The following is a 13616-nucleotide window of genomic DNA, read 5'->3' as shown; positions in this document are numbered from 1 at the left end:
CGTAGGATTCTTGGTAGCTACTAAGGCCCTATCTCAGTTTTGCGGCCGGTAGCGCACAGACCAGCGAAATGGCCAGCAAAAAGACAAACGCCAGAATGAATCCCGCTTGTTCTGAATTGACTGTGCTGGTCTGCTTCCCGTATTGAAGCACTGCCAACACACCGGCAGTGCCGACCGACGCCCCAAGATTCGTCAATATCCGTGTGGCAGCGCTGGCGTCCGCAATACGTGAGCGATCGACATCACGATAAGCAGTTGACAACGCCAGGATCGTAAGCAGGCCGAGGCCTGCACCTCGCATCACCACGGATGCAGCCAATAGGACAATATGTGCCGCACCAGATGGCCAAAGGAAGGGAATGGTTCCTACGATCGCCACTGCAGCCGAGGCCACTGCCAATCCGCCTGTTCCAAATCGTTGAGGCAGCGCAGCCAAGTAGCGGCGCGACGCCATCGCACCGATTCCTTGAAACGCAAGCAGCACGCTCGTTTCGATCGTTCCGAACCCGCATCTCTGTAAAAAATACAGTGGCAATATCAGCAGCCCACCGTAAAACACCATGCTCGACAGAAACAGCAGCCATGCGGACGACCGGAACGACGGCATGCTGAACAAGCTGAGATCGATCAACGGGTGAGTCGCAAACTTCTTCACATAGAGAACGAAACCTGCGATCAAGGCGATGCCCGGGACCCCCAACATCCAGGCTGCTGCCAAGGCGCCGCCGCTGGCTTCCCCTAAAGCGGAAAATCCGTAAACGGTCAGAGCGATGCCCGGACACAAGAGCAGAAAACCGATGCCATCAAAGGGCGATTCTGTGTAGTCTTCGTCTGCTCGAAGATTGCGGAGTGCCAAGCAAATGCCGACAAGGCACAACGGAATATTGAGCAGGAATATATAGCGCCAACCACCAAAGTGCAGGGCAAGCCCACCCAACAGCGGACCAAGGATCGGGGCAATGACCGATGGAATGGCCATCGTGGCCAGCGCGATCTTGGCATTCTGTTGCCCGACCGATCTCACAAGGACGGTCTGCATGATTGGCATCAACAACCCTGCACCAATCCCTTGGAGTATCCGAAACGCCACGAGGCTGCTTGCGCTCCATGCAAGCGCGGACGAGATCGATCCAGCCAAAAAGATGCCCAAGCCAGCAATCCACATCCGCTTGGCGCCCAATCGATTTGCAGCCCAAGCTGACAAAGGAACAACTCCAGCCGCAGCAAGCGTGTAAGCCGTAGCTACCCACTGGAGCGATGCCAAAGAAGCGGCCAGTTCGATGCTAATTTGACCCAGCGCAATGTTTACGGCCGTGGCGTCCAGGAGCGGCAAGAAGACACCCACGATCAGAACAAGAATCACCCGCCGGTGTTCTTTGCCAAGTGCAGCGCCCGCGTGTCCTTCTTGAGATGCGACTGTCCTTTGGCCGTGGTCAGCTTGTATTTTCAGATTCACTCCCTGACTCCTTCTTTGTGTGTCCTGCAGTCCCGCAGGACCGCAAAGGATTTGTTGAGGCGCAGGGAGACTTTATTGACAAGTCCCGTGATGTAATTGCGATAGAAATTCAATTTCTATCGAATTTATGGCACGCCCTCGGACGCACCTTCAAGTCATTCAGCCGCTGGACTCGCAGCCGTTCACGCCCACCGCCCGGCAGCCTGTGCGGGTGAAGTCAAGGCTTTTGCGCGCCAACACCCACGTGCTTCCCCACCAGCATCACTGGGCGCAGATGGTCTTTTCGAGCGCGGGCGTTGCACGGGTCATGACTTCGGGTGCGGCTTTTGTGCTCCCACCGAAGCGAGCCGTCTGGATCCCCAGCAATGTGGAGCACGCTGCCACGGTTCTTGAGGATGCCGATTTGCACTCGGTGTATGTTCACCAACCGCGGGGAATCTCTGGCCCCACGACGTCGCGATCCACTGTGCATCCCATATGGAGTAGCTGCCGCGTGATCGAGGTGCGTCCGCTGCTCTTGGAACTCGTACGTCAGTTGGCGACCGAGGATTCCCAATCGACCGACCTCGAGCGCTATCGAAGCATGTGCGCGTTGGTGCTGAGCGAGATGCGCGCTGCGCAAACCTTGCCCTTGGGCATCGTCCTGCCCCTGGACAGGCGCTTGCGAGCATTTTGCGAATCGTTCTTGGCCGATCCAACTCGTGATCAATCGCTTGATCTGTTGGCGCGCGAAGCCGGCGCCAGCGCCAGCACGATCGCGCGACTGTTTCGCAGGGAAATCGGTACGAGCTTCGCCAGCTGGCGCCAGCAAGTCATGCTGGCTCGGGCTTTGACGCTGTCCGCCCAACGCATGCCCATGTCGCGCATCGCAACTGAACTTGGCTACTCAAGCGCGAGTGCGTTCTCCGGGATGGTCACACGCTTGGTGGGAATGCCTCCCAGCAAATTGTTGTCACTCTACGAAGTTGACGCTCGCCGGTAGGCCCACCAGTCCATCGGGCATAGACATAGCCCAGTTCCTGCTTGGCTGTTGCTGAAAGTCTGCAATCGGAACATAGCAACGGGCTCGATCCCCGAAGACATCAACATGTAACACTAAGGTTGCAGGACAATCCCGGCAGCGAAAAACTACAGCCCGAGATCACCATGACCCTGGACGAACTGTTTACCGACAGCCATTTGCTTCCCACGGTGCCCAAGGTGGTGTTCGATCTCATCGAGCTCCTTCGCAACGAAGACGCCGCGATTTCCGTGGTGGCACGCAAGATCGAGCTCGACCAGGTGCTGACCGCCCGGGTGCTGCGCATGGCCAATTCGCCGTATTTTGGGCTGCGCCGCAAGATCCTGTCGATCCAGGACGCAATCCAGCTGCTGGGTTTCTCCTCGATCCGCTCCCTGGTGGTGAGCTCGGGCCTGACCGGCACGTTCCGCAAGGTCGACGGCGTGCACCTGCCGGCCTTCTGGTCGCACAGCCTGCGCGTGGCCGCGGTGGCCCGCTACCTCGCAGGCAAGACCCGCCGCGTGGACCAGAGCCTGGCATTCACCGTCGGCAGCATGCACGCCATCGGCCACCTGATCATGGCCGGCGCAATGAAGCCGCAAATGGCGCTGCTCAACGCCGCGCATCCCTTCGACCGCATGGGGCGGCTCGAGGTCGAACGGCAGAAGTTCGGTTTCCACTACGGCGAGGTCGGCGCCCGGCTGGCTGCCCGCTGGGAATTCGCGCCCGAGTTCGTCAGCGCCCTCTCCTCGTTCGCCAACCCGATGGAGGCCGAGCAGGTCGACCCCCTGGCCAACGTGCTGCACCTCGCGGTCTGGCGCGTCGCGCTGGAGCGCGAAGGGCTGCGCATTGGTAACGCACAGCACGTCTGGCCAGCCCAGTCGGCGGACGCGATCGGCCTTTCCGAAGATGTGATGCAGGAAATGCCCACGCCGCGCGAGCTGGCATCCGACCTGGAATCGATGATCGCCTGATCGCCGGACGGGCGCCGGCCGCCCGTTTGCCCAGGCCTCGTCCAACTCGCCTTACCCGCAGAGGATGCGCCGCAGTGATGCGGCAGGCAGAGTCGTTTGACTTTTTTAGATATATCGAAAATAATTTCGATATACCTCGAGAGGACACCGATATGCGACATTTCCACTTCAGCCACCACCATCCCCACTGCCACGCCCCCCGTGGCGAGCACGAAGACGGCCTCTCGGGCGGCCACGGCGGCGAAGAGCGCATGCATGGAGGCCGCGGCGGACGCGGCGGCGGGCGAGTGTTCGGCCACGGTGGCCTGCGCTTCGTGCTGCTGCAGCTCATCGCCGACAAGCCGGCCCACGGCTACGAGCTCATCAAGGCCATCGAAGACCGCCTCGGCGGCAGCTACGCGCCAAGCCCCGGGGTGGTCTACCCCACCCTCACGCTGCTCGAAGAAATGGGCTACCTGAGCGTGGAAACGGCCGACACCGGCGGGCGCAAGCGCTACAGCATCACCGCGAGCGGCCAGGAATTCCTGGCTGCCAACCGCGACACGGCCGACGCCATGATGGCCCGCATGAACGGCGGCGTCGACGGCGCCGGCCCGCGCGGCGGGCGCCCGCCGCAGGTCACGCGCGCCATCGAAAACCTGAAGCTCGCGATGCGCATGCGCCTCTCGGGCGCTCCCCTCACCGAACAACAAGCCCACGATTTCGCCGCGGTGCTCGACAGCGCCGCACAACAGCTGGAACGCATCTGAACTTCCTCTTTTGAAATGACCGACTTCACAACCACTGCTTCCTCGAATACGCCGGACCGCACGCCCGCGCCGCGTGCGCCACGAGCTTCGCTTTCGCCAGCTCACGGTCAAGACCGTGCAGCGCGTGACGCCGCACATGATCCGCATCACGCTCACGGGCGACGACCTCGAAGGCTTCGCGAGCCCGGGCTTCGACGACCACGCAAAGATCTTTTTCCCCGATGCCACGACGGGCAAGCTCACGCTACCAACCGTGGGGTCCGACGGCCCGGTGTGGCCCGCGAGCGGCCGGCCGACCATGCGCGACTACACGCCGCGCCGCCATGACGCCAGCGTCAACACGCTGGAACTCGACTTCGCGCTGCACGACGCCGGCCCCGCCACGCAATGGGCCGAGCAGGCCAAGCCCGGCGACGTGCTTGGCGTGGGCGGCCCGCGCGGCTCGTTCATCGTGCCTACGGCGTTCGACTGGCACCTGCTGATCGGCGACGACACCGCCCTGCCCGCCATCGCGCGCCGCCTGGCCGAGTTGCCGGCTGGTGCGCGCGTGGTGGTGCTGGCCGAGGTCGACAGCGAAGCCGACCAGGTTCCGTTCGAGACGCAGGCGGAGCTCACGCTGCACTGGGTGCACCGCAACGGCGCGGAGCCAGGCCTGAGCCCGGTGCTGCTCGATGCGCTCAAGGCGATGAAGCTGCCGGCCGGCGACTTCCACGCATGGGTGGGTTGCGAATCGGCGATTGCGAAGGCGCTGCGCGCGCACCTCGTGGGCGAGCGCGGCGCCAACCCGAAGTGGATTCGCGCCTCGGGCTACTGGCGGCGCGGCGCCGCGGCCACGCACGACACGCACGACGAGTGACCCCGCTTTGCTCCTTCCCCTTCCGGGGGAAGGTTGGGATGGGGGCACGCGGCATTTGCAAGGCCGCTGGTGCTCGATGCGCCGCGAGCCCCCACCCCTGCCCTCCCCCGGGAGGGGAGGGAGAAAGAAAAACTCAGAGCCAGCCCGCGCGCCTGAACCGGTAGTAGAGATAGCCGCAGCTGGCCGCAATCAGCCCCAGCGCCACCGCATAGCCATAGCGGAATTTCAGCTCCGGCATGTGCTCGAAGTTCATGCCCCAGATGCCCGCGAACGCGGTGCACACCGCAAAGATGCTGGCCCAGGCCGCCAGCCGCTTGGTGACTTCGCTCTCCTCGATGGTGACCATCGAGAGGTTCACCGAAATGGCCGTGCCGATGGTGTCGCGCATGGCGTCGATGGAGCCGTTGATGCGGCCCAGGTGGTCGGCCACGTCGCGAAAGTATTCCTGCGAGGTCACGCAGATCTGCGGCACCCGCCCGCCGTGCAGCTTGCCCGCCGCCTCGACCAGCGGCGCCACGGCGCGCTTGAGGACCATGCTGCGCCGCTTCAGGTCATAGAGCTGCTTGATCTTGTCGCGCGCCGCGCCGCCCTGCGTGAAGATCTGCTGCTCGATGGATTCGAGCTCCACCTCGAGCGCATCGATGACGGGAAAATAGCGGTCGACCACCGCATCCATCAGCGCATACAGCACAAAGCCCGCGCCGTTGCGCAGCAGTTCGGGCTCGCGCTCGCAGCGCTCGCGCACACCCAGGAAGCCCTGCTGGCTGCGGTTGCGCACCGAGAGCACGTAGTTGCGGCCGACGAACACGTCGACCTCGCCCACGTTCACGCAATGCTCGCCCTCGGGCGAGGGCTCGACGAGATGCATCACCACAAAGAGTGAATCGCCGTATTCCTCGACCTTGGGACGCTGGTGGCCGTGGTGGGCGTCTTCCACCGCCAGCGGGTGCAGGTTGAATTCGTCCTGCATCTGGGCCAGCTCTTCCGGCGTGGCGTCGCTCAGCGCCACCCAGACGAAGCACCCGGGCCGGGAGATGTACTCGCTGATGTCCTCGACCGGAATGTCGGCGAGCTTGGCGCCGTTCTCGTAGGCCACGCAGTTGATCAGCATCGGTGCTCGTCCCTGTTCGAACTTGCAGGAGGCGGGTCAGCCCGCCGCATCCGGACTCGAAGCCGCGGCCAATTGGGCGGTCTCGGCCAGCGCGGCCTCGATGGCCTGCGTCTCGCTCCTGAGCAGGGCGAGGCCTCTTTCAGCGAACGCAGAGTGGCTTGCAACATCGGCCCACAGGCTTGCGGCGGCTTCGGCGCATGTCAGTGACGTGAAGCGGATGCGGCCCTTCGCCAACTCCTTGAAGCGTTTCTCGCGCAGGGGGTCCGCCCGATCCCAGGCGCCGCCGATGAGCACGCGCTTGCCGCGCTTGATGCGGGGTTCGCGCTCGGCAAAGAACGGCAGCTTGGCGGACACCCAGCCTGGCATGCCGGAGTTCAGCGCGCCGTCGAAGGCGGAGGGAGCGGCGTGCGCCTTCGCAAACTCGCGCAGGGTGCCGAGCTTGTAGAGCACCGGGTCCTTGGGGCCCGCCGGGCCGCCTTCCACGGGTTTGATGATGGAGGGGCCGTTGCCCGCGCGCCCCTCGGGCCGTTTCGACTTGCGCAGGTCGGCGAGCTGGGCCGGCGAGATGCAGAGGTACAGCGCGGCGAGTTCCGCGGGCAAGGTGGCGGTGTCGGGCAGCGCGTCCGCTTCAGGGCCTTTGATTTCGTCCGGATGGGCCATGGGCGCCTTGTTTGTTCTTCACGCTGGGTTCGCGCTGGCGGATTTTAAAGCGGCGGGCTGTCCGCCGGCCGAGCCGTCCGCCGTCCCCGATAATCGTCCGAGTGAATACGACGACTGCGCAACCCTCCCCCTCGATCAGCGACTTCTCCGGGCACACGCCCATGATGTCGCAGTACCTGGGCCTCAAGGCGAACCATCCGGACACCCTGCTGTTCTACCGGATGGGCGATTTCTACGAGCTGTTCTGGGCCGACGCCGAAAAGGCCGCGCGCCTGCTCGACATCACGCTCACGCAGCGCGGCCAGTCGGCCGGCCAGCCGGTGGTGATGTGCGGCGTGCCCTTCCACGCGGTCGACACCTATTTGGCGCGGCTCATCAAGCTGGGCGAATCGGTGGCCATCTGCGAGCAGGTGGGCGAAGTCGGTGCCAGCAAGGGACCGGTCGAACGCAAGGTGGTGCGGGTGGTCACGCCCGGCACGCTGACCGACTCCGAACTGCTCAACGACAAGAGCGAATCGCTGCTGCTCGCGGTGCATGCGGGCACGCGCAACTTCTGCGGACTGGCCTGGCTCAGCGTGACCGGCGCCGAGCTGCGGCTGGCCGAATGCCCGGCCGACGCACTCGAAGCCTGGATCGCGCGCATCGCGCCGAGCGAGCTGCTCTACAGCGCCGAGGTGACGCCGGCCTTCGAGCAACGCCTGAAGGCCGCGCGCGCGGCCACGCCTTTCACGCTCTCGATCCGCCCTGCGTGGCAGTTCGATGGCGGCCTGGGCGAGCGCAAGCTCAGCGAGCAGATGGGCAGCAACAGCCTGGCCGCCTGGAACGCCGAATCGCTCGCCAACGCGCATGCCGCCGCGGCTGCGCTGCTGGGCTACGCCGAGCACACGCAGGGCCGCGCGCTCTCGCACGTGCAGCGCCTTTCGGTGGAGCGCGACGGCGACCTGATCGAGCTGCCGCCCACCACGCGGCGCAATCTCGAACTGGTGCAGACGCTGCGCGGCGAAGATTCGCCCACCCTGTTCTCGCTGCTCGACACCTGCATGACGGGCATGGGCAGCCGCCTCGTGAAGCGCTGGTTGCTGTCGCCGCGGCGCGACCGCAGCGAGGCGCAGGCCCGGCTCGAAGCCATTGCCGGGCTCCAGTCCACGGTGCTGGGCGGCACGGCTGCGCCCTGGCGCACCTTGCGCGAGCAGCTCAAGAACACCAGCGACGTGGAACGCATCGCGGCGCGCATCGCGCTCAGGCAAGTGCGCCCGCGCGAGCTGCTGGCACTGCGCCTCGCGCTCGCAAAGGCCGAGCAGCTGGCGCCGGCGCTTCCGGCGTCCGGCGAGCTGCTGGGCCGCATCATCGAACGGCTCGCGCCGCCCCCGGGCTGCGCCGATCTGCTGGTGAGCGCGATCAAGCCCGACCCCGCGGCGCTGGTGCGCGACGGCGGCGTGATTGCCACCGGCCACGACGCCGAGCTCGACGAACTGCGCGCCATCAGCGACAACTGCGACGACTTCCTGCTGAAACTCGAAGTCAGCGAACGCGAGCGCACCGGCATCAGCAATCTGCGCGTGCAGTTCAATCGCGTGCACGGCTTCTACATCGAGGTGACGCAAAGCGCGCTCTCGAAGGTGCCCGACAACTACCGCCGCCGCCAGACGCTGAAGAACGCCGAGCGCTTCATCACGCCGGAACTGAAAGCCTTCGAGGACAAGGCGCTGAGTGCGCAAGACCGGGCCCTCGCACGCGAGAAGTGGCTCTACGAGCAATTGCTCGACGCGCTGCAGCCCTCGGTGCCCGCGCTCACGCAGCTGGCCGGCGCCATTGCCACGCTCGACGCGCTGTGCGCGCTGGCCGAGCGCTCGCACACGCTGCACTGGCGCGCGCCGAGCTTCGTCTCGCACCCCTGCATCGAGATCCAGCAGGGCCGCCATCCGGTGGTGGAAGCGCGGCTGGCCGAAAAGTCATCGGGCGGCTTCATCGCCAACGACACGCAGCTGGGGCCGCAGCAGCGCATGCAGGTGATCACCGGCCCCAACATGGGCGGCAAGTCGACCTACATGCGGCAGGTGGCGATCATCGTGCTGCTGGCCTCCGTCGGCTCGCACGTGCCGGCGGCGGCCTGCCGGCTCGGGCCGATCGACGCGATTCACACCCGCATCGGCGCCGCGGACGACCTGGCCAACGCGCAGTCGACCTTCATGCTCGAGATGACCGAGGCCGCGCAAATTTTGCACAGCGCCACCGCCCAGTCGCTGGTGCTGATGGACGAAATCGGCCGCGGCACCAGCACCTTCGACGGGTTGGCGCTGGCCGCCGGCATCGCGGCCCAGCTGCACGACCGCAGCAAGGCCTTCACGCTGTTTGCCACCCACTACTTCGAGCTGACCGAATTCCCGGCCACGCACCACTGCGCCGTGAACATGCACGTGAGCGCCACCGAAGCAGGCCGCGACATCGTGTTCCTGCACGAAATGCAGCCCGGCCCGGCCAGCAAGAGCTACGGCATCCAGGTGGCGCGGCTCGCCGGCATGCCGGCCGCGGTGGTCAACCATGCGCGGCAGGCGCTCGAGGCGCTGGAGTCGCAGCACGCCCAGACGCGTGCGCAGGTCGACCTGTTCGCCCCGCCGCCGGTGGCCGAAACGCCCATGGCCAGCGCCGTAGAATCCGCCCTGGCCGCGCTCGACCCCGATGCGATGACGCCACGGGAGGCGCTCGACGCGCTCTATGCCTTACAAAAACTGAACACACGCGAACGCGGCGCCGCGTAGCAGGCATCCTTCGTGCGAGATGAAAAAATGACTTATTGCGTAGGCATCAAACTCAACGCCGGCCTGGTGTTTCTTTCCGACTCGCGCACCAATGCGGGCGTGGACCACATCAGCACCTTCCGCAAGATGATCGTCTATGAGCAGCCGGGCGACCGCGTCATGGTGCTGCTGTCCTCGGGCAACCTGAGCATCTCGCAGTCGGTGCGTGAAATCCTGCAGATCGAGGAACTGCGCGAAACGCGCGAAGACGGATCGCAGGGCGACCCCATCACCATCTGGAACGCCAAGAGCATGTTCGATGCCGCGCGCGTGCTCGGCTCCGCCGTGCGCCACGTGTACGACCGCGATGCCGAGGCGCTCAAGCACGCGGGGCTGGACTTCAACGTGTCCTTCATCTTCGGCGGGCAGGTCAAGGGCGAAGGCATGCGCCTGTTCCTGGTCTACGCGGCCGGCAACTTCATCGAGGCCACCACCGAGACGCCCTACTTCCAGGTCGGCGAATCGAAGTACGGCAAGCCGGTGCTCGACCGCGTGCTCACGCCCGAAACCCCGCTCGACGAAGCCGCCAAGTGCGCGCTGGTGTCGATGGACTCGACCATGAAGTCGAACCTCTCGGTGGGCCTGCCGCTCGACCTGGTGGTGTACGAGGCCAACAAGCTCGAGACCGACCGCGTGATCTGCATCGACGCCGACAACCCCTACTACCGCATGATGCACAACAGCTGGGGCCAGAAGCTGCGCGAGGTGTTCGACAGCATCGAGGACCCGGTGTGGGACGACTCCGCCACCGAGCACCCGCTGAAGATGCCGGCCACGCGGCACAGCGCGCTGCGCAAGATCTCGACACCCGACGAAAAGCTCATCTGAAGCCGACCGCGGCCATGCCGATGCCCCCGGTCGTCTTCTCGCACGGCAACAGCTTTCCTGCGAGCACCTACCGCGTCGTTCTCGACAGCCTGCGCAACCGCGGCTTCGAGGTCGATGCGATCGAGAAATTCGGGCACGACCCGAAGTACCCCGTCACCGACAACTGGCCGCACCTGGTGCAGCAGCTGGCCGACTTCGCGCAGCAGCAGGCCGATCGCGCGGGCGGCCCGGTGTTCCTGGTCGGCCATTCGCTTGGCGGATTCCTGAGCCTGATGTGCGCCGCGCTGCATCCGGCGCTCGCACGCGGCGTGGTGCTGCTCGATTCGCCGATCCTCGGCGGTTGGCGCGCGAACACGCTGAACATCGTGAAGCGCACTCCGTTGATGAAGACCGTGTCGCCCGGCGCCATCAGCCGCAAGCGCAAGAACAGCTGGGCGCACCGGGAAGCGGTGTTCGAGCACTTCCGCAGCAAGAAGGCCTTTGCCAGGTGGGACGAGCAGGTGCTGCACGACTACATCGACCACGGCACCTTCGCGAGCGAAGACACGCGCGCGCTGAGTTTCGACCGCGACGTGGAAACGGCCATCTACAACACCCTGCCCCACAACCTGGGCGCCCTGCTGCGCCGCCATCCGCTCAAGTGCAAGGCGGCCTTCATTGGCGGGCGGCAGTCCGCGGAGATGAAGCAGGTGGGCATGGCAATGACCGAGCAGGTCACCAAGGGCCGCATCGCCATGCTCGACGGCACGCACCTGTTTCCCATGGAAAAGCCGCTGGCCACCGCGGCGGCCGTCGAGGCGGCGCTGCGCAACCTGATGGGCTGAATCGGCAAAACAACCTGCCGGCCCTGCCTCCGATCAGAATGAGAATGCCGACCACATGTCCATTTCTCCATCCGAAGCCATCGAAGCCGTTTTCCTGAATCCCTCGCTGGTGGTCGAAGACGACCCGGCGATGCGCGAGCGCCTGGGCCGCGTGCTGTCCACGCTCGGCGGCGGCGAGCCGCAGATCGCCTGGGCCGACAGCATTGCCACGGCCAAGGAGCTGCTCGACGCTCGGAGCTTTGGCATCGCACTGGTCGACATCGGCCTGCCGGACGGCAGCGGGGTCGAGCTGATCGACTGGATGCAGACACTGCATCCCAAGGTGCCCGCGGTGGTGATCTCGGCCTGGCGGACCGAGGAAACCATCTTCGCGGCGCTGCGCGCCGGCGCCATCGGCTACCTGCTGAAGGAACGCGACGATCTCGAACTGGGCATTGCGCTGCGCAGCATCGAGCAAGGGGGCTCGCCGATCGATCCGGCCATCGCGCGCCACATCCTTGGTTGGCTTGCAGCGCAGCGGCCGTTGCTACCCGCAGTGTCGGTGGCCGATGCACCCGCCCCGCTGCCCGTCGCCCTCACCCCGCGAGAGCGCAAGATCCTCGAGCTCGTGGCGCAGGGGCTGAGCAACCGCGACATGGCCGAATCGCTGTCGATCTCCAGGCTGACCGTGGAATGCCACACCAAGAACATCTACCGCAAGCTGGCCGTCAGCTCTCGCACCGAGGCCGTCTATCAGGCCCGGAGGCACGGCTTGCTGCACTGATCGGCGACTGCCCGCGTTCTTTCTGCGCGCCTCACCATGCATAGCCCGCCTGCAGGCGAGCGGCAATGCGGTTGCTGCTGCCGCTGCTGGTTGCAGTGGAGACACCCAGGCCCAGGTTCAGGTTGTCGTTGACCTGGTAGCCGAAAGCGAAGCCGATGGCCGATGCGCCGGCGTAGTTGCCCACGGCGGCACCCATCCATTTCCTGCCCGCCGGCAGGGCCGGCATCGACGGCATGGCCAGTGCCGCTGCCACGCCTTTTGCGGCAAAGGCGTTTGCCTGGCTGGTCGCGTTGCTCACCGCCTGCTGCAGTTGGTTGACGTTGACGGCATCGGTGCCCAGCAGGCCCGGAGCGACATTCGCAATGCCGCGCAACTGCCCGGTGGCCGCGTTGCCCACCGACACGGTGTTGTCGCGATCCGCCACCGAACCCTGGCCCAGCGCGACCGCATTGCTGCCCGTGGCCAGCGTGTTGGCACCCAGCGCCACGGCGTTGTTGCCGGTGGCCACCGCGTTGTTGCCCACGGCGGTGGTGGGATCGGCCAGGGCCTTGGCGCCTGCGCCGATGGCCACCGAGCCGGCATGGCGGGCCTCGGCGCCGCTGCCCACGGCGGTGGTGCCCTCCCCGTCGGCAATGGCATTGGTACCCATCGCCGTGGCACCCGCACCGGTGGCCTTGCTGCCCGTGCCGCAGGTCACGCTGCCCCCGCTGAAGCTGCACAGGCCGTTGGCAAGGGCCTGGTTCATGACGCTCTGCAGTGCGGTCACTTGCTGCATCGTGAAGCTGTTGGAGGCCGTGACAGCGCCCTGTTCCGCCTGCCGGACCTGCCCGACGTTGGCGGCATCCGTCGCGGCCGTGCCGGCACGCACGTTGTTGAGCGTGGTTCCCGCGCCGTCGTTGGCATTCAGGCTGACGCTCGTACCGCCCGGACCATACTGAACCGAATTGTTCGCCACGCCCAGGGCGGTGTTCGCCGTGCCCTGGGCTGCCACCGCCGCCGTCTGGGCAAGAACCGCCGTGCCCGTTGCGGCGCTGGCAGTTGCTTGAGCCACGTCTGCAGCGTTGGACGCAGCGTTGGCGGCTTGTTGCACGGAGTACAACTGGCCGCCGTTGACGGCGTCGGTGCTCGTGGCCGTCACCGATCCGGCACTGACGTTGACCAGGCCACGCGTCTGTCCGACGGAGCCGAAGGAAACCGTGTTGGCTGCCGTGGCGACGGAATTTCCGCCGATGGCCACGCTGCCGCTCGCGCCGCTCGCGACCTGGCTGCCGGACCCGATCGCCACGCTGCCGGTCGCCAGCGCAGCCGCTCCCGAAGCACCGTTGCCTGCGCCGCCGATCGCGGTGCTGCCATTCCCGGATGCCACGGCGCCGGCCCTGGTGCCGGAGGCGCTCCCGATAGCGATCGCGGCCTCCCCCGTGGCCTGCGCGCCGTTGCCACCTTGCTGCTGGACGCTCCCACAGCAGCCCTCACCGCCCGTGCCACCTGCACCGAGGGCGATGGCGCCTCCAGCCGAAGCCTGGGCGCCGCGCCCTCCGGCACCACCCGTGCCGCCCGCACTACCCTCGCCACCGCCACCTCCGCTGCCAATGGCTGT

Annotated in this window: 11 protein-coding genes and 1 pseudogene; 8 read left to right on the top strand and 4 right to left on the bottom strand. The window is 65.9% G+C overall.

What is annotated here, in order from left to right:
* Positions 1-28: 28 nt before the first annotated feature.
* The gene (locus QFZ47_RS21615) at positions 29-1456 is read right to left on the bottom strand and encodes an MFS transporter (protein WP_307657580.1); all 1428 of its coding nucleotides are present in this window, start codon (positions 1454-1456) and stop codon (positions 29-31) included.
* Positions 1457-1583: 127 nt separating this feature from the next.
* On the opposite strand from QFZ47_RS21615, the gene QFZ47_RS21610 reads away from it, so the two are divergent.
* The 4 genes and pseudogenes from QFZ47_RS21610 (at position 1584) to QFZ47_RS21595 (ending at position 5035) form a co-directional block, all read left to right on the top strand.
* Positions 1584-2438 carry an AraC family transcriptional regulator gene (locus tag QFZ47_RS21610; RefSeq protein ID WP_307657579.1) on the top strand — a complete coding sequence of 285 codons (855 nt, stop codon included), beginning with the start codon at positions 1584-1586 and terminating at the stop codon, positions 2436-2438.
* Between the two features lie 164 nt (positions 2439-2602).
* Positions 2603-3430, top strand: coding sequence for an HDOD domain-containing protein (locus QFZ47_RS21605; RefSeq protein ID WP_307657578.1), 828 nt, complete (start codon positions 2603-2605; stop codon positions 3428-3430).
* A 152-nt stretch (positions 3431-3582) separates the two neighbouring features.
* Positions 3583-4179, top strand: a complete 597-nt coding sequence (locus QFZ47_RS21600; protein WP_307657577.1) for a PadR family transcriptional regulator — start codon at positions 3583-3585, stop codon at positions 4177-4179.
* 15 nt (positions 4180-4194) lie between these two features.
* A pseudogene (locus QFZ47_RS21595) lies at positions 4195-5035 on the top strand (siderophore-interacting protein).
* Between the two features lie 133 nt (positions 5036-5168).
* On the opposite strand, the gene QFZ47_RS21590 reads toward QFZ47_RS21595, so the two are convergent.
* Together QFZ47_RS21590 and QFZ47_RS21585 are read right to left on the bottom strand one after the other, a co-directional pair.
* Positions 5169-6146 carry a magnesium and cobalt transport protein CorA gene (locus QFZ47_RS21590; RefSeq protein WP_307657576.1) on the bottom strand — a complete coding sequence of 326 codons (978 nt, stop codon included), beginning with the start codon at positions 6144-6146 and terminating at the stop codon, positions 5169-5171.
* Between the two features lie 36 nt (positions 6147-6182).
* The gene (locus tag QFZ47_RS21585; protein ID WP_307657575.1) at positions 6183-6806 is read right to left on the bottom strand and encodes a hypothetical protein; all 624 of its coding nucleotides are present in this window, start codon (positions 6804-6806) and stop codon (positions 6183-6185) included.
* A gap of 101 nt (positions 6807-6907) precedes the next feature.
* On the opposite strand from QFZ47_RS21585, the gene mutS reads away from it, so the two are divergent.
* The 4 genes from mutS to QFZ47_RS21565 are packed head-to-tail and all read left to right on the top strand — an operon-like array spanning position 6908 to position 12019.
* Positions 6908-9565, top strand: coding sequence for a DNA mismatch repair protein MutS (mutS, locus tag QFZ47_RS21580; RefSeq protein WP_307657574.1), 2658 nt, complete (start codon positions 6908-6910; stop codon positions 9563-9565).
* A gap of 27 nt (positions 9566-9592) precedes the next feature.
* A complete protein-coding gene (locus QFZ47_RS21575) occupies positions 9593-10432 on the top strand; it encodes a proteasome-type protease (RefSeq protein WP_307657573.1) in 840 nt (279 codons plus the stop codon).
* 14 nt (positions 10433-10446) lie between these two features.
* Positions 10447-11256 carry an alpha/beta fold hydrolase gene (locus QFZ47_RS21570; RefSeq protein ID WP_307657572.1) on the top strand — a complete coding sequence of 270 codons (810 nt, stop codon included), beginning with the start codon at positions 10447-10449 and terminating at the stop codon, positions 11254-11256.
* Positions 11257-11311: 55 nt separating this feature from the next.
* A complete protein-coding gene (locus QFZ47_RS21565) occupies positions 11312-12019 on the top strand; it encodes a response regulator transcription factor (RefSeq protein ID WP_307657571.1) in 708 nt (235 codons plus the stop codon).
* Positions 12020-12050: 31 nt separating this feature from the next.
* On the opposite strand, the gene QFZ47_RS21560 is transcribed toward QFZ47_RS21565, so the two are convergent.
* Positions 12051-13385, bottom strand: a complete 1335-nt coding sequence (locus QFZ47_RS21560; RefSeq protein WP_307657570.1) for a YadA family autotransporter adhesin — start codon at positions 13383-13385, stop codon at positions 12051-12053.
* Positions 13386-13616: the final 231 nt, after the last annotated feature.

The organism is Variovorax paradoxus, from assembly GCF_030815975.1.
GTDB lineage: Bacteria > Pseudomonadota > Gammaproteobacteria > Burkholderiales > Burkholderiaceae_C > Variovorax > Variovorax paradoxus_N.
Note: the sequence above shows the minus strand (reverse complement) of the source record. Positions and strands in the feature narration are given on the sequence as shown.

Bases quoted from the DNA above. Each gene is read 5' to 3' on its own strand.
- QFZ47_RS21570 (WP_307657572.1), top strand. From the start codon at position 10,447: ATGCCGATGCCCCCGGTCGTCTTCTCGCACGGCAACAGCTTTCCTGCG.
- QFZ47_RS21575 (WP_307657573.1), top strand. From the start codon at position 9,593: ATGACTTATTGCGTAGGCATCAAACTCAACGCCGGCCTGGTGTTTCTT.
- QFZ47_RS21600 (WP_307657577.1), top strand. From the start codon at position 3,583: ATGCGACATTTCCACTTCAGCCACCACCATCCCCACTGCCACGCCCCC.
- QFZ47_RS21585 (WP_307657575.1), bottom strand. From the start codon at position 6,806: ATGGCCCATCCGGACGAAATCAAAGGCCCTGAAGCGGACGCGCTGCCC.
- QFZ47_RS21590 (WP_307657576.1), bottom strand. From the start codon at position 6,146: ATGCTGATCAACTGCGTGGCCTACGAGAACGGCGCCAAGCTCGCCGAC.
- QFZ47_RS21605 (WP_307657578.1), top strand. From the start codon at position 2,603: ATGACCCTGGACGAACTGTTTACCGACAGCCATTTGCTTCCCACGGTG.
- QFZ47_RS21565 (WP_307657571.1), top strand. From the start codon at position 11,312: ATGTCCATTTCTCCATCCGAAGCCATCGAAGCCGTTTTCCTGAATCCC.
- QFZ47_RS21610 (WP_307657579.1), top strand. From the start codon at position 1,584: ATGGCACGCCCTCGGACGCACCTTCAAGTCATTCAGCCGCTGGACTCG.